19 protein-coding genes are annotated in these 23,620 nt (G+C 49.3%); 15 read left to right on the top strand and 4 right to left on the bottom strand.

Features of this window, described 5'->3' with window-relative positions:
• Positions 1-289: 289 nt before the first annotated feature.
• Positions 290-985 (bottom strand): GntR family transcriptional regulator, encoded by a 696-nt coding sequence (locus tag P2H89_RS24855; RefSeq protein ID WP_275832086.1) that lies wholly within the window; start codon positions 983-985, stop codon positions 290-292.
• Positions 986-1,230: 245 nt separating this feature from the next.
• Between P2H89_RS24855 and P2H89_RS24850 the strand changes: the two genes are divergently transcribed.
• The 14 genes from P2H89_RS24850 to P2H89_RS24785 all read left to right on the top strand — a co-directional run bounded on the left by P2H89_RS24850 (position 1,231) and on the right by P2H89_RS24785 (position 19,365).
• Positions 1,231-4,605 (top strand): SusC/RagA family TonB-linked outer membrane protein, encoded by a 3,375-nt coding sequence (locus P2H89_RS24850; protein WP_275832084.1) that lies wholly within the window; start codon positions 1,231-1,233, stop codon positions 4,603-4,605.
• A gap of 26 nt (positions 4,606-4,631) precedes the next feature.
• A complete protein-coding gene (locus tag P2H89_RS24845; protein WP_275832082.1) occupies positions 4,632-6,101 on the top strand; it encodes a RagB/SusD family nutrient uptake outer membrane protein in 1,470 nt (489 codons plus the stop codon).
• Positions 6,102-6,176: 75 nt separating this feature from the next.
• Positions 6,177-6,362 (top strand): sialidase family protein, encoded by a 186-nt coding sequence (locus P2H89_RS24840; protein WP_275832080.1) that lies wholly within the window; start codon positions 6,177-6,179, stop codon positions 6,360-6,362.
• A gap of 4 nt (positions 6,363-6,366) precedes the next feature.
• Positions 6,367-7,296 carry a dihydrodipicolinate synthase family protein gene (locus P2H89_RS24835; RefSeq protein WP_275832078.1) on the top strand — a complete coding sequence of 310 codons (930 nt, stop codon included), beginning with the start codon at positions 6,367-6,369 and terminating at the stop codon, positions 7,294-7,296.
• A gap of 82 nt (positions 7,297-7,378) precedes the next feature.
• Positions 7,379-8,527, top strand: coding sequence for a sialidase family protein (locus P2H89_RS24830; protein ID WP_275832076.1), 1,149 nt, complete (start codon positions 7,379-7,381; stop codon positions 8,525-8,527).
• A 106-nt stretch (positions 8,528-8,633) separates the two neighbouring features.
• Positions 8,634-9,575, top strand: coding sequence for a dihydrodipicolinate synthase family protein (locus P2H89_RS24825; protein WP_275832073.1), 942 nt, complete (start codon positions 8,634-8,636; stop codon positions 9,573-9,575).
• A gap of 80 nt (positions 9,576-9,655) precedes the next feature.
• Positions 9,656-12,295 (top strand): sodium/solute symporter, encoded by a 2,640-nt coding sequence (locus tag P2H89_RS24820; protein ID WP_275832071.1) that lies wholly within the window; start codon positions 9,656-9,658, stop codon positions 12,293-12,295.
• 140 nt (positions 12,296-12,435) lie between these two features.
• Positions 12,436-12,888 carry a hypothetical protein gene (locus tag P2H89_RS24815; protein WP_275832069.1) on the top strand — a complete coding sequence of 151 codons (453 nt, stop codon included), beginning with the start codon at positions 12,436-12,438 and terminating at the stop codon, positions 12,886-12,888.
• Positions 12,889-13,040: 152 nt separating this feature from the next.
• Positions 13,041-14,885, top strand: coding sequence for a hypothetical protein (locus P2H89_RS24810; protein WP_275832067.1), 1,845 nt, complete (start codon positions 13,041-13,043; stop codon positions 14,883-14,885).
• Positions 14,886-15,388: 503 nt separating this feature from the next.
• Complete coding sequence (locus P2H89_RS24805; protein ID WP_275832065.1) at positions 15,389-15,571, top strand: hypothetical protein; 183 nt, start codon at positions 15,389-15,391, stop codon at positions 15,569-15,571.
• Between the two features lie 186 nt (positions 15,572-15,757).
• Positions 15,758-16,372 (top strand): hypothetical protein, encoded by a 615-nt coding sequence (locus tag P2H89_RS24800; RefSeq protein ID WP_275832063.1) that lies wholly within the window; start codon positions 15,758-15,760, stop codon positions 16,370-16,372.
• Positions 16,373-16,530: 158 nt separating this feature from the next.
• Entirely contained in the window at positions 16,531-17,043 is a 513-nt protein-coding gene (locus P2H89_RS24795; protein WP_275832061.1) for a hypothetical protein, read from the top strand.
• 265 nt (positions 17,044-17,308) lie between these two features.
• Entirely contained in the window at positions 17,309-18,406 is a 1,098-nt protein-coding gene (locus P2H89_RS24790) for a PQQ-binding-like beta-propeller repeat protein (protein ID WP_275832058.1), read from the top strand.
• 560 nt (positions 18,407-18,966) lie between these two features.
• On the top strand, positions 18,967-19,365 hold the full coding sequence (locus P2H89_RS24785; protein WP_275832056.1) for a hypothetical protein: 399 nt from the start codon (positions 18,967-18,969) through the stop codon (positions 19,363-19,365).
• Positions 19,366-19,475: 110 nt separating this feature from the next.
• On the opposite strand, the gene P2H89_RS24780 is transcribed toward P2H89_RS24785, so the two are convergent.
• The 3 genes from P2H89_RS24780 to P2H89_RS24770 all read right to left on the bottom strand — a co-directional run bounded on the left by P2H89_RS24780 (position 19,476) and on the right by P2H89_RS24770 (position 22,359).
• Positions 19,476-19,913, bottom strand: a complete 438-nt coding sequence (locus tag P2H89_RS24780) for a hypothetical protein (RefSeq protein WP_275832054.1) — start codon at positions 19,911-19,913, stop codon at positions 19,476-19,478.
• 99 nt (positions 19,914-20,012) lie between these two features.
• A complete protein-coding gene (locus P2H89_RS24775) occupies positions 20,013-21,488 on the bottom strand; it encodes a S41 family peptidase (RefSeq protein ID WP_275832052.1) in 1,476 nt (491 codons plus the stop codon).
• Positions 21,489-21,492: 4 nt separating this feature from the next.
• Complete coding sequence (locus P2H89_RS24770) at positions 21,493-22,359, bottom strand: RHS repeat domain-containing protein (protein WP_275832050.1); 867 nt, start codon at positions 22,357-22,359, stop codon at positions 21,493-21,495.
• Between the two features lie 176 nt (positions 22,360-22,535).
• Here P2H89_RS24770 and P2H89_RS24765 point away from each other — a divergent pair, with 176 nt between their 5' ends.
• Positions 22,536-23,609 carry a DUF3667 domain-containing protein gene (locus P2H89_RS24765; protein ID WP_275832048.1) on the top strand — a complete coding sequence of 358 codons (1,074 nt, stop codon included), beginning with the start codon at positions 22,536-22,538 and terminating at the stop codon, positions 23,607-23,609.
• Positions 23,610-23,620 lie beyond the last annotated feature (11 nt).

Below are 23,620 nucleotides of genomic sequence, written 5' to 3'. Positions count from 1 at the left end.
CCCTGTAAAGCTATATCCGTACAATCTGACAAACTGTAAAGCTATATCCGTATCATTGTGAACGACTGTAAAGCTCTCCCAGTAATAAGCTACCCACCTGTAAAGTTTTTTCAGTACAAGACACACCGTAAAATAGCGAAGGAGGTACGAACAAGTCACGAACAAGGTACGAACGAGGTGCACGCGAAGAAATAGCCTGGTATGAACCAGCACCGAAGATGCCGCCCCACCTCCGCAAACGCGCGTGGAGAAGTTAAAAAGCAGATTGTCAGTGAATTATGATGATGATCTACAGGTGCTCCAGGTGCGGCAGCAGGTGCTGGCGCATGGCATTGGGGAAATCGTCGGGTTTGTTGCCGTGCAGGATCTTCACCAGGTCGGCGTGGGTAACGGTGCCCACCGATGTGTGCTCCAGCTTGGATTCGTACTCGACCACGTATTCGAAAACCGGCATCAGGATGGTCTGAAAACGCTTAAGCGTTTCATTGCCAGCCATTTCATATAGGGTAGAGTGGAACTCTACCTCGCAGCGGATCCGCTCGATCGACGTGGTGGCGCGGTGCTCCCGCTCCACGATGGCGTCCAGCTGCTGCAGGTGCTCCGCTGTTTTGCGTTTGAACAGCAGGTCGCCCAGGCCTACTTCCAGTACCAGGCGCAGTTCGAAAAGCTCCTTCCGAACGTTGATATCCAATATGGTAGGATGTAAAATACGCTCCAGTCCCTTCATCACATCGGGCTGCGTGAGGATCATCCCCCGCTTCTTCTTCGACTCGATCATGCCCAGCATCCGCAACCGGCTCAACGCCTCCCGCACCACATTGCGGCTCACCCCCAGCGCTTCCGCGATCTCCATCTCCTTCGGGATCGAATCGCCCGGACGGATCGAACGCTTGATGATATAATCACGCAATTGAGATTCCACCTGGTCGGCCATGGTCACAGAGGCAATAGGCTTCAGTTTATATAACTCCTGATCGGTCTTCATACCGGCAAATGTAATAAAGTGGGTTGATATGTAATACTTAATAAGTTGTTTTCTTCCTTGGTTTTCAATGGACACGCTTTCATCGCCACCCCAGCATAAACCCCTAAAACCCCGTTAATGCCCTATTTATCAGCTTTCTGGTGCAAAATTAAATTTTCAGTCAAATATTTGGAGGGATAGCGGAACTCCCTATATTTGCTATATGTAGTACATATTAATCTACCAACAAGCTAACGCAAGCCATTATGAAAAAACTGATCTCCTGCCTATCGCTGGGCTGCTGGTTACTGCTCTCTTTGTGCACCTTCGCCCAGGATAGCGAGCTGGTCATCACCGGCACCGTCACTTCCGGCAGTAATACTTCCGCCAGAAAAGGGGCTTCGGCCGACAAACTTTCCCAGGTTACCGTCACCCTCAAAGGCACTACCCGCACCACCGTCACCGACGCCAGCGGGCAGTTCACTTTAAAAGTAAATGATCCCAAGGGCATTCTGGTATTTAGTTATGTAGGTTTTGGGGATAAAGAAGTCGCCATCGATGGCCGCTCCCGCATCGACATATCCCTGGTGCCGGCCGACAAAGCCCTCACCGATGTGGTCGTCGTCGGGTATACCACTCAGTCGCGCACCAAAACCACCGCCTCGGTATCGCGCCTCAATCCCGAAGAACTGAAGAATACGGCCAACCCCAACCCCGTGCAGGCCATGCAGGGCAAGATCGCGGGGGTGTCGATTCCTATTTCCACCGGACAACCCGGTACCGGCGCCGTCAACATCATCGTACGCGGTGGCACCAAGCTCAACGCCTACGGCTCCGGCCTCGGCAACAGCAATGGCAATGCCGCCGGCGCCAGTGATGGAACCGGTCCGCTCGTCATTATCGATGGTGTATTTCGCTCCATCAGCGATATCAATCCCGACAACATCGAATCCCTGCAGGTCATGAAAGATGCCGCCTCAACCGCAGTATACGGAGCGCGTGGGGCCAATGGCGTTATCGTCATCAAAACCAAAGGCGGTAAGTTCAATGCGAAGATGGGACTCACCCTCAATCACCGCACTACTATTGAAACGCCTGCCCGTGACTATAAATACCTCAACGCCGACCAATACCTGCCGCTGGCACGTACCACAGTGAAAAATACATTCGATGGGTTGGATAAGAACAACCTGCTCAACAATGGCGGCTTCTCGGCCGGCACCCGCGTGTACACCCAAAAAGGTCAGTACGGCAACAACATCAACCTCACCGCGCTCTATGATAATATAGTAGCGATAGAAGGACAGGCCTATGTAGATGACCTGCTGAAGCGCGGCTGGAAAACGATGGACGATCCCATCAACCCAGGTACCAAACTGCTGTATGCTGATAACCAGTACCAGGAAAACCTATGGGTGACCGGCCTCACCAACAATACCAACCTCGCCATCGACGGTGGCAGCGAACGCGCCAACTACAACCTCAGCGCGGGCTACACCAACCAGGAAGGTACCTTCGTAGGCACGCGCTACCGTCGCTATGATGTGCTGGGCAATTTCAGCTTCAAGGCTACTGATAATTTCCGCATCGATGCCATGTTGAACTACCAGAACGTGCTGCCCAACTTTGTCGATGCATATCAAAACGAACTCGTGCGCGGCACCCGCATCACGCCGCTCATCCGCATCTATAAAGACGATGGCAATCCCACACCGGGCGAACTCTATACCGTACGCAACCGCTTCCACACCCTCAAGTATGATGATTTCCGCGTATCCACCGAAAGGCTCATCAGCCGCATCGGGGGCGACCTCACCATTCTCAAAGGGCTTCACTGGAAACCCGCCTTCTCGTATGTGATACAGGATTACCGCGAACTCTTCATGCGCAAAGGAACACCTGCCAACGAGGTGCAGCCCGGTACCCAGCGCCAGAAGAATGAGTACACCGATAATATGCGCGACCTCATGACCGATCAGATCCTGCAATACGATTTCAACATCGGCGGCGATCACCAGTTCATGGTACTCGGTGGTTTCAACTTCCGCAAGGTTACCAACAGCATCATCAGCATCGGTTCGCAAAGGGCCAATAACGATTATATCTATACCATCGTAGAGCAACCCACGACAACAGTTAATGGCGTCATCACCTCCAACGTCACCAATTTCGCTACCACGCTCAATGAAGAGCGGTCGGCCAGCTTCTTTGGTCAGTTCAGCTACGACTTCAACAACAAATACCTGCTGGGAGGCTCCCTGCGCTACGATGGCTTCTCCAATTTTGCCCCCGGTAAAAAATATGCTTTGTTCCCCTCCGTATCTGCCGGCTGGAATATCCACAAGGAGAATTTCTGGAAGGTAGAACCCGTGAGCGCCCTCAAACTGCGGGCTAGCTATGGCGGTAGTGGGTTGAGCGGACTCAGTATTTCCGATACCTACGGCGCTTATGGCGCCCTGCAATATGCACAGGGCAGCGGTGTGCTGCGTACAGGCCTCGGCAACCCCAACCTCGTATGGGAAACCACCGAAACGATGGACCTCGCCATGGATGCCGGATTCTTCAGCGACCGCATCAACCTTACTGTTGATTTCTACAATAAGCTCACGAAGGACCGCATCACCAGCAGGCCGCTGCCTTCCGAAGCGCCCTTCCCCAGCATGCCCTATAACAATGGTACGCTGCGCAACCGCGGCGTAGAGATCGAACTGGGCGGCACGGTCATCAATACCGGCGCCTTCACCTGGCGCGCCAATTTCTCCTTCGCCTACAACAAAACGGTAGTGACCGAATTGCCGGGCAACGGCCGTGCAAAGAACCGTCAGGGTGGGGATGTGGTGTATGATCCCGCCAGCAAAACCAATATCGAAGCCGGCGGCTTTGCCGAAGGCGAACGCCCCTACGGACTCTGGGCTTATAAAGTACTCGGCGTATTCGCTACCGAAGCCGAAGCGGCAGCCTGGAATGCAACAACAAAAGATAACCTGGCATCACCATCCGGTATCACGGTAAAGAAACATGCCGGTGATTTCAACTTTGCCGATATCAACGGCGATGGCATCATCGATACCAAAGACCAGGTGTTTATGGGATATCGCACCCCCGACAAGATTGGTGGTATGCAAAATACCTTCAGCTATAAAGGCTTCAACCTGCGCTTCTCCATCGATTATGCGATGGGCCACCTCATCAGCAACGGTGCACTCGCCCGTTCGCTCGGTACCGGCCGTGCCTTCAACGAAGGCGCTCCCTCCGAAGCACTGGGACCCGATATCTGGCAGAAAGAAGGTGATGCGGGTAAGAAATATGCACGCTTCTCTTTTGCGGATTTTGATTTTGGACAACGGAACTACCTGCGTGGCGCTACACTCGGCATCAACCAGTCTTACTCATCCGATGTATCGGTGATGATCGAGAAGGGCGACTTCCTCGCCTTCCGTGAAGTATCACTCTCGTACGATGTGCCCAGGGCCATCCTGAAAAAGATCAGGGCTACCAGCATGAATGTATTCGCCAGTGTGTTCAACCTCGGCTATATCACCAAATACAAAGGGCTGAATCCGGAAAGCTATACCGGCTTCGATCCCGGTGGATACCCCAGGCCGCGCCAGTTCTCGCTGGGTGCCACACTGAAGTTCTAATTATCAAACGAAATCAAACGAGCTGTATGAAAAATATAATAAAGACCTGGATCATGGCTGCCGGCGTGCTGGCATTCACCGGGTGCGACAAACTGCTGGAAGTAACACCCCAGTCCAACATTACCGAAGAAACTTACTGGCAAAACGAAGGCGACTTCGAGCCCTATGTAACCGGAGTCTATAGTTATATGCGCACCTTCGCCAACAATATTACCTATGGAACCGAAAGGAGCGAGGAGCTGGTATCAGCCCTCAACTCCCGATTCGGCGTAGCCTGGGCGCAAACCCTTTCACCCACCACCGGCGCCATCAACTACAGCGAATGGTACCGCGCCATCGGTCATTGCAACCTGTTGCTCGAAAAGATCAAAGGGTTTGACTTTGCCACTAATCCCGATACCCGCAAGCGCATCATCGCAGAGACGTACTGCCAGCGCGCCTTCTTCTATTTTCACCTCGTACGCATCATTGGAGATGCACCGCTGATGCTGCAAGCCGTGGTAGATGAGAACGTGCCGCAACTGCCCCGCTCCAAAGCGGTAGACGTGGTGAAGCAGATCCGTTCCGATCTCGATTCGGCCCTGCTGCTTTTCACGTCCATGAGTAATTACAATATCAAGACCTATCCTTCCAAATACCGCTTCGCCTACGGTTCTGCTCAGGCCCTCAAGGCCGACGTATGCCTGTGGAGCGGCAAAGTGCTCGGTGGCGGCAATGCGGCGTTTAACGACGCCATCACGGCCATCAATGAAGTGGAAGCGAGCGGACTCACCCTCAATACCGATTTCAAGAATGTAGCGGGCACCCGTTCCGGCGCCAACAGCGAAGTAGCCCTCGCCGCTTATTTCCTGCGCGATGAATCGGGTTCCAACTACGGATTGAATGCATTGCCCTATTTAACGGGCGTGCAGGGCGCACTCAACCTCGATAGCATACCCTGGGCGGCTACCTCGGCCAATGGTCAGGGTGCTTACCAGATCAGTGCCAAATCCAAAGCGCTCTTCGATGCAAATCCCAACGATAAACGCAAACCCTTTACCTGGGTTACCGAAAGGCAGAATAGCGGCCTCAAAATATCCTGGATCACCAAGTATCCCGGTACCAAATATGCCGACGATCGCGTGTCGGACAATGACGTCATTATCTACCGCCTCGCCGATATCTTCCTGATGAAAGCAGAAGCCTACGCTGCGCTCGATAATACCACCGAAGCGATCAAGAGCCTCAACAAAGTGCGCGTACGCGCCGGCAATGGCGACTATAGCGGCGCTACCGATAAGGTGACCGTGGAAAAGGAAATACTCAATGAAAGAGGGCGCGAACTGTTCTTCGAGAACAAGCGCTGGTTCGATCTCGTCCGTTTTCATAAGGGAGGCACCATCGATGTATACACCTATGTGCCCAACCTCGTTGGTAAAACAACGCCGCTGTTTTGGCCGGTCAACACAACCGTAATCGCCAACAACGATAAGATTGTACAAACCGACGGGTATTAAACCGCCCATAAACCCGCTAACCTGACTTGGTATGACTTACAAACTGCTTCACTGTACACGCTCCTGCTGGTACTATTGCTGGCAGGCAGCCTGCCTGGTATCGGACTCACCTGGGTCGATAGTAAAAAGATATTGCTGGATGAAGGCAAGAGCCGCGGCTACAGTTGCCTCACCAGTATCGACAACAATACCATTGGCATATTGTACGAAAGCAGTATGGCTGATATGGTGTTTCAACAGATCGCATTAAAGGAATTATAATAGTATGGAGAAGAAACTCACCGCGCAAACGCTGCGGGGTAACTGGGCCACTTTGTTGTTGCCCATCCATAGAGACGAAAGCATTCACTTTGGTCGATTGTCGGAGGAGATCGACCAGATGATCCAGGCGGCACCCGATGGTATTTATTCCAATGGTACGGCAGGTGAAATGCACAACCAGACCGAAGATGAGTTTGATCAGGTACAGACATTGCTGGCAGATAAATGCCGCACAGCGGCCATGCCCTTTCAAATAGGCGTCAATCATCCCTCCCCGCTGATCACATTGCGGCGGATAGAAAGGATGAAGTCCCTGCAGCCTTCGGCGTTTCAGGTGATATTGCCCGATTGGGTAACCGTGGGCGCCGGCGAGCAGGTAGCGTTTCTGCAGCGTGTAGCCGCCGCCGCCGGCGATATACCGTTGGTCTTGTACAATCCACCGCACGCTAAGAAAGTATTGCAGCCGGCCGACTATGGCAGGTTGCAGGATCTGGTGCCTTCGTTGATCGGCATTAAGGTAGCTGGTGGCGATGCAGCCTGGTACGATGCCATGCGGCCATTCGCGCAAAAACTGGCTGTATTTGTACCGGGGCATTTTTTAGCCACCGGCGTACAGGAAGGGGTTGCGGCAGGCGCGTATTCGAATGTGGCCTGCATCAGCGTGAAGGGCGCGCAATGGTGGTGGCAATTGATGCAGCATGATCTGGCGCAGGCGCTGGATGTGCAAAAGCGTATTCTGCAATTCTTCGATGAATGTATTGTTCCTTATAAGGAAGCTGGATACTCGAACCCCGCGCTCGATAAATTCCTGGCAGCCGTAGGCGGCTGGGGCAATGTGGGCACGAGGCTGCGCTGGCCTTATAAGTGGATACCGATGGAAGAAGTGGGCCGGGCACGTAAAGTGTGCAGGAAGCTGTTGCCCGAGTTTTTTTAGGGGTGGAAAGACCGCGCAAACGTTTGATGAGAACGGCGGCGCAGGATAAGGTTATTTTTGACAGTAAATTAAACTGACTACGATGAAGTACATACCGATATACGGACTATTGATCGTGCTGGCGGTGGCAGTGGCCGGCTGCCGGTCGGGAAGGGGCCTTGCGGGCAGCGGCACACCGGAAACTTCCGTGGTCTTCGAGCCGATGGCTGGTGCTTATGCGTCTATGCGGATACCGGCCCTGGTGATGACCCAACGGGGCAGCTTACTCGCCTTTTGCGAAGGGCGCATCGGTACCGCGAGCGATTGGGCCGATATGGATATGCTGATGCGGCGCAGTACCGATGGTGGTCGCACCTGGGAGCCCATTCAAGTGGTAGCGCAGCGGCAGGGAGGTATGCCCACCAGCAATGCTACGCCCATTGTGGATGCAAATGGAACTGTTCACTTATTATACCAGCGGGGTTATGCCAATGCGTATTATATCCGCTCGACAGATGATGGAAGAACATGGTCGGCCCCGGTGGATATCACTTATGCCATAGATGCTTTCAAGCCTGAATACAACTGGCAGGTGCTGGCGCCCGGACCAGGGCATTCCATTCAACTGAAGAATGGCCGCCTGCTGGTGCCGGTATGGATCTGCGAGCCGGCCAAACTATTGCCGCACAAAAGCCATTACCCGTCGCGGGTTGCTACTATCTACAGCGACGATACGGGCCGCACCTGGAAGCGTGGCGCTATACTGCCCGACGTGCCGGGCGTAAAGAACCCCAGCGAGCACATGGCGGTTCAGTTGGAAGATGGACGGGTGATGCTGAATATCCGGCATGCTGGTGACGGCCACAGAAGGGCCGTAAGCTACAGTGCCGATGGCAGCAGCGGCTGGACGGCTCCTGTATTAGATACTGCTTTGTTTGAGCCGGTCTGCATGGCCTCTATCGTGCGGGCCAATGATAACGGCAAACCAGTGCTGTTGTTTTCCAATCCCGATAGCAGGGCTTTGGTTAAAACACCGCGCAAGAACCTTACGATAAAAATGAGTTACGATGAGGGTAATACCTGGCCTGTGCGACAGGTAATTGATACCTCGTTCTCCGGTTACTCGGACCTCGCCGTGGGTAAAGACGGTAAGGTGTATTGTCTGTATGAGACCAATACAGTCAGCAAGGGATTTAACTACAGCCTCGTGCTGAAGCGGTTTACGGTAGACTGGATCAAAAGGAAAAAGTGAGGCTGGTTGTAGGCCCTCGCATAAAGCGGGGCGCAGCGACGGCTATTAAAACCAATATCGGCTATGGAATAGCCATCTGATTAAAAAGAATTAAACATTCATAACCATGATGAAAATTGAAGGATTGATCGCAGCGACGTTTGGAGCGTTTCATGAAGACGGAACCTTAAACCTTAGTCCTATTCCTGACCTGGTAGAAAAATTAATTAAAGACGGTGTGGCCGGCGTATTTATTTGCGGCACCAATGGCGAAGGTCCCAACCTCACCATTGAAGAGCGCATGGCAGTAGCCGAAGCCTACGTAAAAGCAGTCAATAAAAGAGTATTGGTATTGGTGCATGTGGGGCATCCTTCCATTGCCGAATCTCGTAAACTGGCAGCGCATGCAGCCAGCATTGGCGCAGATGCGATCTCCGCAGTAGCCGCCTTTTATTTCAAACCAGGCTCGGTACAGAACCTGGTGAACTGTATGGTGGAGATCGCTTCCGCAGCGCCTTCCTTGCCATTCTATTACTACCACGTACCGGCACTCACCGGGGTGGGCATGGATATGATCGATTTCTTACGCCTGGCCGAGGATGTAATTCCTAATTTGGCGGGCATCAAATACACGGCAGCAACGATATTCGAATACCAGGCTTGTTTGAACTACAAGAATGGTAAGTTCAATATCTTGTATGGTTATGATGAAATGTTGCTGAGTGCATTGGCCGTGGGAGCGGGTGGCGCCATTGGTAGCACCTATACTTTCGCAGCGCCGCTGTATTTGAAAGTCGTGTCCTTGTTCCGTGCGGGTAAGCAACAGGAAGCGCAGGCACTGCAATTGAAACTGGTAGAGATGGTGCGTTGCCTGCTGAAGTTTTCGCCCATACCGGCACAGAAGGCCATCATGGAAATGCTGGGCTATTCATTGGGCCCTTCCAGGCTGCCCCTGGTAAGCCTCACGGCACAGGAAGCGGCCTCGTTGAAAGCCTCCTTGAATGAAGTTGGCTTCTTTGAACTGTTGGAGAAATACAACGCTTCGCCCAAAGCGGTGACCGTTGGTTAATCGGCCTCCTGGTGATGCGCAATGCTTGCCCGGTTACGCGTCTTTCTAAGGTTCATTCTATTTACTATTGACAATCGATCATGAATAAAATACTGCTGGCCTTTTGTACCCTGTTCCTCTTTACAACTGTTCGATCGCAAACAACAGCGCCCGAAAAGCCTTACTACATGCAATGGTCGCAATTGCCTGCCTTGCCCGGTACGCCGGGACTGGCCGGTGCATTTGCGGGCGTGTCGAATGGTGCCTTGCTGGTTGCGGGTGGTGCCAACTTTCCTGATGGCGGTGCCCCGTGGACAGGCAGCACCAAGGCCTGGCACGATAAAGTGTATGCGCTGGAGAATGTTGGTAGCACCTGGAAGGAGGTGGGCAAATTGCCACGGCCGTTGGGGTATGGCGTATCGGCCTCCTGGCGGGGTGGGTTGATCTGCGCCGGTGGCAGCGATGCGCCCGGGCATTTTGCAGACGTATTCATGCTTACTTATGTAAATGGACAAATACAAACTACTGCATTGCCCTCCTTGCCGCGGCCATTGGCGAATGCCTGTGGTGCGTTGATCGGCGATGTGCTGTACATAGCGGGTGGATTGGCTACGCCATCTTCTGCAGTGGCAGAGAAAGTCTTCTGGTCGCTTGATCTGTCGAAGGTTGACGAGACCGGCTCAGCGCCTGTTGGTGCTGGTGCCGGGGTTGGGAGCGCCGCTGTTGCAGCTGCGCAATGGCAGCAATTGCCTACCTGGCCCGGGCCGGCGCGTATGCTGTCGGTAGCGGGTGTGCTCGATGGTGCCTTCTACCTCATAAGTGGTGCAGAGCTGGTGCGCAACCCGGCCGACAGTTCGGTGGGGCGTGTGTACCTCAAAGATGCTTATCGATATTCGCCGGCTAAGGGTTGGCTGCGTATTGCCGACCTGCCGGAGCCGGTGCTGGCAGCACCGAGTCCGGCCTTTGCCACGGGGCAGTCGCATCTGTTGGTATTTGGTGGCGATCCGGGCAAGTACAACAATATGGGGGCGGTGCTGAAAGAAAAGCATCCGGGATTCTCGAATAGTGTATCGGCTTATAACTACATCACCAACGTATGGACGGTGATCGATACGGTATTTACCGATAAAAAGGCAGACGCGGCGATGGCGCCGGGCAATAGTGTATGGGCGCCCGTTACCGCGCCGGCGGTGGTGTGGAATGGCAGCTATGTGATCCTTTCCGGTGAAGTGCGGCCGGCTGTACGCACGCCCAGGATATTGATGGCAACACCGGTGCAGCCGTCGGGGGCTTTCCATTGGATAGATTGGCTGGTGGTGGGCATCTACTTCGCGATGGTGATCGGCATTAGCGTAGCGGTATCGCGCAAGATGGAGAATTCTACCAGCGATTTCTTTTTGGGTGGCGGCAAGATACCGTGGTGGGCAGCTGGATTGAGCATCTTTGGATCGAAGCTGAGTGCGCTGACCTTTATCGCGATACCTGCCAAGGCATATGCCACCGATTGGGTGTACCTGCTGAACAATATCATGATCGTGGCGGTAGCGCCGCTAATCGTGTATTTCTACCTGCCTTATTTCCGGAAGATGCAGCTCACGAGCGTGTATGAGTACCTCCGCATCCGCTTCAATCAACGGGTAAAATTATTGGGCAGTGCCACTTTCCTGTTGTTCCAGGTAAGCCGCCTGGGCATCGTGATCTATTTGCCGGCGCTCGTATTGAGTGCCGTAACAGGCATCAATATATTCGTGTGCATCATAGGTATAACGGTGATCACAACGGCTTATAGCGTGTCGGGTGGGATAGAGGCAGTGGTGTGGACAGAAGTGATGCAGGTAGTGGTATTGCTGGGTGGAGCGTTGATGGCGTTGATCTTTATGGCGAATTCCCTGCCTGGTGGTTTTGGCCAGTTGTTTACGGAGGCGTCGGCCAGTAATAAGTTCCGGATGGCGCAGCTTCAGGGCAAAATAACCGATCCGGTATTGTGGGTGGTTTTGGTGGGTGGGTTCCTGACGCAGTTGGTGACCTATTCGTCAGACCAGGTGGTGGTGCAGCGCTACCTCACAACCCCTACGGAGAAGGAAGCCCGCAAATCGATCTACACAAATGCCTTGCTGGTGATCCCGGCCTCGCTGATCTTCTTTTGCGTGGGCACGGCGCTGTGGGTGTTCTTCAAGCACAATCCGGCTTCTTTAAATCCCAACGGGCGCATCGACGATGTATTTCCCTGGTATATCTCCAATCAATTGCCGGTGGGGCTGGCGGGGCTCGTCATTGCTGGTCTGTTCGCCGCAACGATGTCCACCATTAGTTCCAGTATGAACTCTATTGCTACGGTGGTCACGACCGACTTTTATCAATACATCAAGCCTGCCAGTACCGACAGACAGCGGTTTGCCTTTGCACGCCGCACCACAGTGGTGCTGGGTGGATTGGGATTCCTGATCGCGCTGTATATGGTGTACCTCAGCAATGCGTCGATCTGGGACCAGTACCTGAAGATCATCGGACTGTTTGGCGGGTGCCTCGCCGGTATGTTTGTGGCAGGTATCTTTTTCCCGCGCATCAACAGTACGGGCATCTTCATTGGTTTTATCGTGAGTGCGATCAGTTTATACTTCGTGCAGGCCGCGAATCTTGTCAGTTTCTTCCTGTATCCTGCCGTGGCCGTGCTGGGCTGTGTGCTGGTGGGGTATATCAGCAGTTTGATCTGGAAGGAGGGGGAGGTGAAGGCGAGTTAAGTTAGTCTGAGCGTGAAAAATATTCGAGGGCGTCCCACCGTAAGGTAGGGCGCCCTTTTTAGGTTGTAGGAATGTGGGAATGTTTGTTATCTTGGTGAGAGCGGTACATAAGTAGTTGTATTGACGAAAAAGGACATTCAATGAGTTATATTCTTTTTGCATTTATTGGTGAGCAACCGGACCTGCAGGTAATAGCAGATCGGTATCAACAGGCTAAGCTTGTAAGTGTTGGGAAAAAGATATTTATCATCCCAATGACAGAAGAATTGTATGACGAAATGAATGAGTTCATCATCTCTGAAGATATTGGCAGCCTTACGTATATGTCAAGTAATATAGAAGTCAAGGTCTTGGCCATCATTGGCAATAGTTGCATTGGTTATGTCGAGGCCGAGTATTGTGGTCAAGGGGGGCAGACAGCAATAATTTGGCGTGACGGCAAACGGGATAAGTTATTCCCCTTCGGGCCAGGTGCCATAAACTCAGTTTTGAAAGAGTTGGGGGTAGTCAGGGATATCGGCCTGGACGAATTTGATTCTATAAACTTAGGCAGGCATAGAAGTAATGGAGGTTGGCTGGCTTCCGCGGATTGACTTGCGGATGCAGATCTGAATCATTTCAAGCCTTAAATCTGTTTCTTCGGTCAGCCATTCCATTGATTGGTGCGTTGTGGTTTGTGTTGGGTTTTGAGGCCCGCTACATTTGCGGCTCCTATTAATCTAATACAGAAAACCAAAACCAGCCGATGAAACGAGGTCTACTTAATTCTCTCTTGTTTGTTATTCCCGCATTTTCTTTCTCTCAGGCTCCGGCTATCAAATGGCAAAAGTTGTATGGCGGCTCATTTTTCGATGCGGCTTATGCTATGGCTCCCACTTCGGATGAAGGCGTAATTCTGGCCGGACATACACTGTCGTCGGATGGGGATGTGGGCGGTGTTGAACGTGGGCTGGGTGACATTTGGGTTACTAAAATGGATAAGACCGGAGGCCTTACCTGGCACCAACGATTGGGCGGATCGGGATACGACGATGTAAGTACAATTCAGCAAACCAGCGATGGTGGATACATACTGGCCGCTTTTTCCACCTCCAATAACGGGGATGTGTCTGGCAACCATGGCAATAATGATTATTGGATCGTAAAATTAAAATCGGACGGAACCATCGACTGGCAAAAAAGTCTGGGTGGTACAGAGTCTGATGTACCCTGGAAGATCATTCAGACCGCGGATAACGGCTATGTTGTTTGCGGCCACACGAAGTCGAACAATGGAGATGTGGCAAGTAATCACGGCCAGTGGGATTACTGGATCGTTAAACTCAATAATGCAGGGGCCATACAATGGAGAAAGGCGTTAGGTGGATCGGTCGATGAGCAGGCATTTGATGTCGTGGCCGTGACCGACGGGTATGTGATCGGAGGTGCGGCTGAATCGGCCAATGGTGATGTGACTGTGAATCGTGGCGGCTTCGATTGTTGGCTGGTAAAGCTGGATCTTACGGGTGGCCTGGTATGGCAAAAGACGTTTGGAGGTGCCGGCGACGATGTGATCATGTCGGTACTGCCAACGATCGATGGCGGGTTTATTATGGCCGCTAATGTGCGATCGATCGGCGGTGATATAGCCACTAATCATGGTAATTCGGATATCTGGCTGGTGAAGTTGAAAAATGATCTGTCTATAGAATGGCAGCAATCCTATGGAGGTTCGGAGGATGACTTCGTAAGTGCCTTAAAGAAATCTGCCGATGGAGGATATGTATTGTGTGGAAAGACTTATTCGTACGATGGCGACTTTCCCGTGAGCAAGGGCGGCGGTGATGGCTGGGTAATGAAAGTTTCCAACACAGGCACCATACATTATGCGAAAGTAATAGGAGGTACGTCAGGTGACGAATTGTATGCGGTTCATGAGAATGCTGATCATACACTCGTATTGTGTGGTTTTACGCATTCCACTGATGAGGACCTGTCGTCGAATTACAATAACGGGGAGGCAGATGTATGGTTGGTTCAGGTAGAGGCCTTCAGTACCTTGCCGATCGACTTTATTGATTTTACGGGTCGTTATGAAGGCAAAGCGGTATCGCTTAACTGGCGCGTGAGCGAAGAGTCGACTTCTGGTAGCTTTACCGTTTTAAGGAGTGAGGATGGGCGTCATTATACACGCATCGCTACGATTGATGCCCAAAATTCAGGTAAAACGGGTAATTATTCATTTAAAGATGAAAACCTCGCAAGTGTTAGCAGTGCGGTATTGTATTACCAGGTGCTTGCACGGGATGAAAACGGTAAAGAGACGCGGACGGCGATTGTGCGGGTAACCGTGAAAGGGACTGGTGAAAAACTTTCGCTCCAGGGTAACCCGGTTGCCTTAGCGGTAGTGGCAACTTACCAGTCACCAGCAGATCAGCATGTAACAGTATTAATTACTACTGTCGGCGGACAGGTGTTGGTGCGAAAGTCATTTAGCGTTCGCCGCGGCGTCAACAGGATTGATTTGCCCACCGGCAAACTGTCTGCCGGCACCTATGTGCTGACGGTAGCCGGAAAGGAAAAGCAGTCTGTCATGTTTGTGCAGCCTTGAGCTTGTGTGTTTTTTTTGATATGTACGCCATTCCTGAAAAGGGGTGGCGTTTTTGTTTTGTGAAATTGTTTATTATCTTGACGGGCTGCTAAACTTGCACGTCATTATCTCATGAAATTTTTCCGTATTGCCAGTGTAGTGTTGAGTTGTGTACCCTTGCTTTTTGGGGCAAGTTTGTATACTTATTACTATTGGTCAAAGAATTTTGTAGCGAGGCGTCATCCGGGAGTTGCCACTCATGTGTTGAGTTTGGTAAGCAATTTAACATCATGGCTGTTTGGCCCCGCGGTATTCTCTGTGGCGATAAATCTTTTGTTTGTCTGTATTTTAGTGACCATGCGTGCCATACCTGAAAATCGGATGTGGCGATTTATGACATTTTATACGCTGGGAACTGCTACAATGGTAGTAATCCTTTTCGTAGATCCGGGCGGCGCATCGGTTTGGTGGTTGGATTAGGGGAGCCGGGCGCGGACTAGGCAACTGGTTATTTAATTTGAAATATGAGACGAAATACAAAGATGCTGGTTATGTTTTCTACTGTGATCATTATTGCAGCCGGCTTGCTTTATCTTCAAATGCGGGGTTTTGCTGAAGGCGTGATCGAAGACAGCAAGAAACACAATGGATTTGCTGATAGTAAACTGGGTGATAGTACGGTAATGATTTTTAAGAAGGTTGAGTGATGAGAAGAGGTGAAAGGCGGTCTCAGGTCGAAGAATGGCATTAATCCAAGATTGGATTGTGATAATGATCCCAATAGGGGACTTAAGAACTGGTTGAACGGAAAGCATTAAGTACAATAATTTAGAATCGACTATATGATGCGAATATGTCTTTTTTTCTTGTTGCTGTTCTTGTGTAAAAACGAGGTGTTTTCCAATCAATCCAGGTATTATATTAGCAGCAGGCAAGGGATAACAATTATTTCCACAGGGAGCGTCGACGATTCTACTGCAAAGCAAAAGACCCAGGATCAGTTATTGAACTTTGTTATTAAAAACTTTGAACATAAAGCTCCTGGACTTCCTGTGCTGATTTTGTTGGGGCCGTTTGGTATACATGTGCCGAAAAAAGACTTTGCCACTATTGCTTATAAGGAATTTGGGAAAGACGATACTGTTTATATAGCTAAAGATGTATTGCAAGGATATAGGGACATGTATCATTTGGAAAAGGACCAAAATTGGACCTTACATGAAATGGTCCCTTATGAAGTCGTCGACTCAATATACAAAGGAACAGTCGATGTCAAGGGCTTGGTTATAAGGGTTTACGGGACGTTCGCGACTGCTGACGACTATCATAACAAAATCCTTAGTCTCACTGAATATGCAATAGATAATTTAGAGGAGATCAAAAACCAGCAACGATATGAGTTATTACCATATCATATGTCTGGCACTACGATTTCTGTTTTGACAATTGATAGGGTGAGATTGAAGGGTGTAAAAATCAAGCAGTTTGGATTTGTTCCCAAACTGTGATCACGTAGCAATTTTATGGTCAACTTTACTTTTATGACAAGATTATGAAAGAAGCATATTCAGGTAATATTTATCAATTTGAACTTGAATGCACTCCAATGCGAACCTGAAAAGGGGTGGTGCTTTTGTTTTATCATAAAAACAGGTATTTTGGGGCAATGATGAAAAATGTCCTCTGCTTTTTAGGAACGCTGGTTATAATGACATCTTGTTTATATAAGGCGGGTAACAGAATTCCGGATGTTAGCAAAGTATATAGGGTTTCTGTTTCACCCTTCTATATTAAAATGTATTTGAAAGGGTTGGATACCCTTTATACGAACAGGGATTTGATTACTTCGGAGATAGTCAACTTTCCGGAAAACTTTGTGCCCGTTACGGACACCGCACATGGGTATAAATTTGTAATAGAGATTGATAGTTTTGATAGCCTAACGAGTCTTGAAGAGAATTATATAGCCTTAGCTAGCTTGTATGATTTTAAGAAAGGGATGTGGGTAAGAGATCAGGATAGTTTACAACATGGCGAATTGGATAGATTCAAAGTATTCTTCCGGGATAGTGTATTAGCAAATACCGTGAAGGCCTATGTGGGATCGGTGCCAGATTCTATTTTGTATGTAGATAGTTCCAGGCAATTGAAGATTGAAGCGCTACGCAGTTCTAATTGAATAGTAGGAGAACAATAAACCGCAGCAACCTGGCCGCGGTTTTGGTATGAAATAGCATCTGAATTTTAAACCTTTGGTATCGGCGCCCTTTTGCGAGGCGATGTCTGAATTGCCCTTGCTAATATAAATGCTTACTACAAGAATGATTTGCAAATTAATACGCAATAGAGTATCCAGATTCCTATTGTTTTTCGGTTTGATAGTGATCTTCACGGCTTGGCTTGAGTGCAGATCGGGTGGATACAATTATTCGCTGCACCGGGATGTGGCAAAGTATGCAGCCGATTCCCTCAATATACATACAATCATCGGAAAGGAGTTGACCGTAATTGATACTAAAATTAAAGAGCATCGGCTGTTCATTAAAGCGGTAAACCGGTTTGATACAAGCTACTTTTTGGGAATTGACTTATCGTCGAAGCAGCTTTTGTTTGAGGTGAGGGATCCAATCGGGAATTATATACGTAGCGCGTTTGATGTGGAGGGAGATTCATTGTATTGTATTGACAGGACAGAACCTGCTGTGTTGCATATTGTGTCGTTGAGGTCGTATAAAAAGAGCACTAGAAAGTTGCTGCTTAGTGATGTCGTGGCGCCTGGTCAAATTCTGGTAAATGGGCGCCAGATGTATTTGGTTTCTAATGTTTATGGCGTGGCTGTTGTCGATCTGTCGACAATGAAAACAACCGCTTTTCGAAATAATAACTCCTCCCGGACAGTTAGTCCATTGGTAAGTGCTGTTTCGCTTCCATTGAACAAGGATATGAATCTACTTTCCGGAGATGAGGTTCAGGGTGATCGACTTAAACTTTATGCGATTGGAAAGTCAGGTACTGTTCAATGGGAGTTTTCGATTCAGGAAAGAGGAAATTACTATGGGATTAGTCCACTTAGTGCTGATGGTTTATTCTTAATTAAAGATGATTCGAGTGTTGTTGCATTGGATAAGCTGAGTGGATCGATAAGATGGAAGTCGGCGTCGTATAGCCATAAAAAGGTTATTTTTTGTGTTGCTGATGGCTATGTGGTGGATTTTTCTTTGGGAAATCCATTGCCGAACGAAGAGGATATTGATCGGATTATATATCCTGTTAAAGTTCGATTATTGAATGTTGCAACTGGTAATGTGAATTGGGAATATAGCTTTAATGCAATTGATGAGCCAGGTGTTGCAATGCTTGCAGGTAAATTGTTAGTTAGTGACAAAGAGATATTTAGAGTGGTTTCCCTACATGAGGGGAGGGAGTTGGAGAAAACGAGATTTAAGCATAAGGAGAAGCATAGATACGCCTTCCAAATTCAGCAAGATCTGGTTACCGGAGAAAATTATTTGTCATCCTATGACGATGTAATCTATTGGTAAACAAGTGCCCGGTAGAAGATGGCTATACCTAAAAACCTTCGGCCAATCGTTCTTATGAAAAAAGTTGCCAACCACCTTATTGTAAGTTGCATCGCCATTGCGCTAGTATTCGTAATTGGTCATATTTATTTGAAAATCGCTTGCTTTTTTTCGGCAAATAACAATGCAGCTGATTTTATATGCAGTTTTAAGTGGAAAGATGGCCTGATATTGTTGTGTAGTTATGCTTGCGTGAAGTTATTGAGCTACCCATTGGATTTTGATTCAAAGCGGAAAAGGGTTATGGTGACTATGGGTTTGTACGCCTTTTCATACACCATTTTAGCGTTCCCGTTTTTTATTGCATCGATATTCCAGCCCATGGTAACTAATACTTTATTGCACAGTCTGATAATTGTAGTTTTCGCTGAATGGTCGTCATCCAGGGTTCTTAACTTTTTTGGGAAGGGGTCAGTCGAAAGCTAGAACAACGGATTGCAGACCGTATAAAGGCGAGGGGGGCTCACGAGCCACTTTCTGTAGTATTTTCAATGCAGTTACAGAATCTAATAGTAGCAAAAATGGGAAAACGCCCTAGAACAAGAAAAAGAGATTTGATTATTTTATTTCTGATGATAGGATTTATAATTTGGGGGTTCATAAATCCCTTTTGGAGGCGTAAGGAAATAAAAGAGCACGCGCGCTATTCTATAGGAACTGTATATAAGAAAACAGGCTCACTGAAAAATGGAGACCACTATCATTATACTTTCCAATACGCCGGGGAAACACAGGAAGGAACTCGTTCCATATATGGAATAGACAGTCTCAAATTTGGAGACCGGTTTATTGTTGAATTTTCTTACAGGAGGCCTGATGTTTCAAAGATCCACTATGAATGGCCCGTATACAAGGAATTCAGTAATGCTCCAGATAGTGGATGGATAATAATACCGCGTAACGTTGTTGTAGGATATTGAATGGTAGGTACCCAAAATGACTAAAACCCCGTAATCAAAGATCGCGGGGTTTTATATTTAATGGATTTATTATTTGTCGATTAAGTACTGAAGAGTATGGTAGCTAGTTATCATTTCTTCATCACCAACTGATTCTCCACATTGCTGCTTCCATCATCATACCAGGTACTGATCATGAGATCGCTATTGGTGAATTTTTTGAACGTGTAGGTATCCTCTCCCAACTGGAGCTCCTGTTCGTTGATCACCTTATACGTGACGGTATCGTACTCTGGACTTCCTTCATCTATGATTTTTACATACACTTTGCCATCCGTGCGGAAATCGATCGTAAACGCACCAGCCGGGATACTGAGGCCCGATGAGTCTTTGAATACCCCCGTTTCGTAGGCATAGGTCTTCTCGATCTCGGTAGTCACATTCCAAACGCCCAATATACGATCGGCCGGTGGCTTGAGCGCGTCTTCGTCTTTGTCTTTTTTACAGGAAAATAACAGTGTGCAGGCGATTAACCCAACAAGGGAGTAGTACAGGGTGGTTTTCTTCATAATGAATGGATACGAATAATTGATTCGGCTGTCAAAATAATAGCCAGCTTTTGAATTTCAAAGCGCTAAGGGGCGGCAAGCTGTATTTTAATCCGGTTTTTAAGGCTGGTGGGAGATCAAATCCAGGGTGTATTGCAATACATTATCTTCATTGGCCAGGAAATCCTTTTGCGAGGGGAATACGATCGTGTCGGGAATGATGCCGTCGCCAAAACGGATGCCTGGTGTAGGCTGCACGTATTGCAACAAATCAACGACCGAAAAGGAAAAGTCAATGCGGGTAAGCGGCAACTGATAAGCCACCTTATTGTGCCCCGTATGCCCATAATAACCACCCATGCTTTCTTCACCGATCACCGTGGCGTACCCCTCACTTTTTACCATGCTCGCAAACAGCGAGGCTGCCGAGGCTACGGCCGGACTGATCAACAAATAAACTTTTCCTTGAAAGGCCAGACTATCCGGCTGCCAAATCTTATTGAAAGCAGGATCCTGATAATACTTTCCGCCACGCAGCTGGTTGTGCTCTTCCCGGAAATTGGCTTCCAGGTCGGCCACTTCTGTACTATCGTCCGTGTAATAGTATTGCTTGAAAGGAACCTGCTGGAACAAGGTATATGCTTCCCGGTTCTCTTTAAATGGATGACGCGCCAGGTACGAGAACGTGAGCAGATCATTGGGATCGCTGCCGCCACCATTCCTGCGTATGTCAACCACCAGGTGTTTCACTCCTTTTGATTGCAGTGTCGTAAAGCATTCCCGCAGAAATCTTTTGTAGGCCGCATGTTTTTCCGACTGCGGACCACCCAGTGAAAACGTATTGACAGTAAGAATCGCTGTCGACAATCGATCGATCAGCTGAAAACTGTAACGACGATCAGCTAGTGTATCGAGAGGGAGAGAATGCCGCTGTTTGCGCAGCCCGGTATATTCGGCATAGGTAGCAGGCGTCAAACTAATATGCTGCACCTGCCTGGCTCCGTAGGGCAGGTAACTTACCTTAAAACTACGCCTCGGCCCAAACTCATACCGGTAGTACAGCGGAAAACTGTTGGCAATGCCCGTCAGCTTGCCGCTGATGTTGTGGCCATCGGTTGTATAATACTTGTACAGTCGTGGTAATATGTTCTTGATAGGCTCCCCATCGATGGCAACGATTGCCGCCCCGGCAGGAATTTCCTGCCCGTCGATATTCACCAGCAATTGTCCGCCCACCCATTTGAGCGGATAGGGGAAATAGACTGCGGGTGCCTTTAATTGATCGAGGTAATTTTCCGGCAACGATACATCGTCGTGCAGGCTGCCGGTATAAGACAGGATCGATGATAAGTAAGCGTAATAATCCAGCAGGGTAATGGAAGCATCTATCCGCCGCCGGTAATGGTTGAATACACTATCCACCTGTTTCTTCGTGTGGTATTTGTATAAACCGGCATGTGCCTTTTCGAGTATGGTGCGGTAGAGGTCATAGTCGGCCAGGTACGCTGTTTTGCCGGCAGATAGCCGTTGCCCCTGCGCGGTAGCACTGCCCGCCACGCAACAACTGGCCGCCAATATCAGGAGAAGCCGCCGCATGCTGTTAAAACTGGTACTTGTATTCTACCTTACCGATCAGTACCCTGGTTTTGGAGAAACAGGCGTCGAGGATCTTGAGGCCTTTGGCGTCGTACGAGTAATGCCATTTCTGGTAATCGCCCGTACCCTCGATCGTTACCAGCATACTGGCCATCCTGTCCTGCTCATCATATTCGAAGATATAATCGGGCAGCAGTTTCTTAACGCGGTTATTGTACCGCACGATATCCGTCAGGTGATTCTTGTCGTCGTAGTAATAATAGTAGGAGGGGAGGGATTGTCCCTGGCGCACCAATTTCTCTTCGCCAGGATTGCCCTTGTCGTCGGGCACGATCGTCACAAAAGTGGTATCGGTGCTGTTTTTGATCTTCTGCATCTTTACCGGCTTGCCGGCCGCATCGTAAAACCAGCGGTGCTGCTCGCGGCTCACATAGTTGCCAGGCGATTTGGCCAGACTGAGTATGTCCACAATTCGGTTACTGGCATCGTAGGTATAGGTGATCTCCGTTTTGTTGCCATCGGCCGTATCGACGGTTTTGATGAGCTGGCCCGCCGTATTATAATAAGCGATATTTGTGCTGGTACCGGTGAGGGAGGTCGTCGTTTCGGTCGTGATCTCGGTCGTGTTATTCTTTACATTTTGTTCACATTTGAAGCCTTCGATCGGCTGGTTGTTGCCGTCAAGACTGTTGAAGCGCACTGCCTTCACTTTCGCCTGAGCCCATATGGCCCGTTTCTTCATCTGTTCGCCCGTGACCACCAGGTCATTGTAATAGTGCTGTGCCTTTGCGCCAATAGCCGCCATGCTGAGGGTACCGATCAGGATCATTGTTCTCATGCTGCTGCTAACGATAGAATAGCTGTTTTCCATATGGTGGATATCCAAATTTTTCTCTAAAATACTGTCTTTCCTTATTTTTAACCAAAAATCACCCGGTGTCCCATTCCAAAGAACGTCACGAGAAAATCTGCTTAAACTGTAATGCTGAACTGAACGGAAGATATTGCCACATTTGCGGACAAGAGAATATCGAGCCAAAAGAGACTGTGTGGGGCCTTGTAAGCCACTTTTTTTACGATATTACCCACTTCGACGGTAAGTTTTTCAGTACCACCAAATTATTGATCACCAAACCCGGCTTCCTCCCTGCCGAGTACATCAAAGGGCGCCGCGCCAGCTACCTGCATCCCATCCGGATGTATGTTTTCAGCTCCGCCCTGTTCTTTCTGATCTTCTTTTCGCTCTTTAAGCCCAAAAAGATGATCAATGGCTCCTTCATGGATGATCAGCCAGCTAAAGTCATCGACTCCGTAAAGCAGCTCTCGCAAGCACAGGATTTTCTGCTCGCCAATGTGAATAATGCAGAAGACTCTGCCGTGATCATGGGCAAGTTTGGCAATATCGCCAACCGGATCAAAGCGGAAAAAGCCCGCGAAGACAGTATTGCTAAAGCAGAAGAAGATAGTCTGGCCAACTTCATCGACAGCGTTTCGGACGGGCACACCAATATGAAGAAATGGAACAAGAAAAAGAACAAAGCGCGCAAAAACATCTCCTGGGATGAGGCCAGCAGCCACTATAAAACGGTAGCGGCCTACGATTCGGCCCAGGCGGCTTTGCCCGAAGCTGAAAGGGATGGCTGGTGGTCGCGCCTTGCCGCCAAGCGGAACATCGAACTGGCTGGCCGGTATAAGGACGATGAACGTGCTTTCTGGACCGATATCATCGATGCTTTCATGCATACCTTCCCCTATATGCTGTTCATTTCGCTGCCGCTGTATGCCTTCTTCATGAAGCTCCTGTACTTCCGGCACAAACAGATCTACTATGTAGAGCACGGTATCTTTTTCATATACCTCTACATATTCACCTTTATTTTCCTGCTCCTGTACTTCTCGGTCATGGAATTGCGCCTCAAAACACACCAGGGGTGGATCGGATGGTTTGAAGCCCTACTTTTGCTGGGCGGAACTTACTACGCGTATAAAGCCATGCGAAAGTTCTATGGGCAAAGCAGGGGGATGACGATCCTGAAGTTCTTCCTGCTCAACGTGATGGCCTTCTTCGCCCTGCTTATATTGTTCATTTTCTTCTTTACCATCACGGTAGTGAAGATGTAAAATATCGATGT

The sequence above is a fragment of the Paraflavitalea sp. CAU 1676 genome (assembly GCF_029223285.1).
GTDB lineage: Bacteria > Bacteroidota > Bacteroidia > Chitinophagales > Chitinophagaceae > Paraflavitalea.
Note: the sequence above shows the minus strand (reverse complement) of the source record. Positions and strands in the feature narration are given on the sequence as shown.

Bases quoted from the DNA above. Each gene is read 5' to 3' on its own strand.
- P2H89_RS24855 (WP_275832086.1), bottom strand. From the start codon at position 985: ATGAAGACCGATCAGGAGTTATATAAACTGAAGCCTATTGCCTCTGTG.
- P2H89_RS24850 (WP_275832084.1), top strand. From the start codon at position 1,231: ATGAAAAAACTGATCTCCTGCCTATCGCTGGGCTGCTGGTTACTGCTC.
- P2H89_RS24845 (WP_275832082.1), top strand. From the start codon at position 4,632: ATGAAAAATATAATAAAGACCTGGATCATGGCTGCCGGCGTGCTGGCA.
- P2H89_RS24835 (WP_275832078.1), top strand. From the start codon at position 6,367: ATGGAGAAGAAACTCACCGCGCAAACGCTGCGGGGTAACTGGGCCACT.
- P2H89_RS24830 (WP_275832076.1), top strand. From the start codon at position 7,379: ATGAAGTACATACCGATATACGGACTATTGATCGTGCTGGCGGTGGCA.
- P2H89_RS24825 (WP_275832073.1), top strand. From the start codon at position 8,634: ATGATGAAAATTGAAGGATTGATCGCAGCGACGTTTGGAGCGTTTCAT.
- P2H89_RS24820 (WP_275832071.1), top strand. From the start codon at position 9,656: ATGAATAAAATACTGCTGGCCTTTTGTACCCTGTTCCTCTTTACAACT.
- P2H89_RS24815 (WP_275832069.1), top strand. From the start codon at position 12,436: ATGAGTTATATTCTTTTTGCATTTATTGGTGAGCAACCGGACCTGCAG.
- P2H89_RS24810 (WP_275832067.1), top strand. From the start codon at position 13,041: ATGAAACGAGGTCTACTTAATTCTCTCTTGTTTGTTATTCCCGCATTT.
- P2H89_RS24805 (WP_275832065.1), top strand. From the start codon at position 15,389: ATGAGACGAAATACAAAGATGCTGGTTATGTTTTCTACTGTGATCATT.
- P2H89_RS24795 (WP_275832061.1), top strand. From the start codon at position 16,531: ATGATGAAAAATGTCCTCTGCTTTTTAGGAACGCTGGTTATAATGACA.
- P2H89_RS24785 (WP_275832056.1), top strand. From the start codon at position 18,967: ATGGGAAAACGCCCTAGAACAAGAAAAAGAGATTTGATTATTTTATTT.
- P2H89_RS24780 (WP_275832054.1), bottom strand. From the start codon at position 19,913: ATGAAGAAAACCACCCTGTACTACTCCCTTGTTGGGTTAATCGCCTGC.
- P2H89_RS24775 (WP_275832052.1), bottom strand. From the start codon at position 21,488: ATGCGGCGGCTTCTCCTGATATTGGCGGCCAGTTGTTGCGTGGCGGGC.
- P2H89_RS24770 (WP_275832050.1), bottom strand. From the start codon at position 22,359: ATGGAAAACAGCTATTCTATCGTTAGCAGCAGCATGAGAACAATGATC.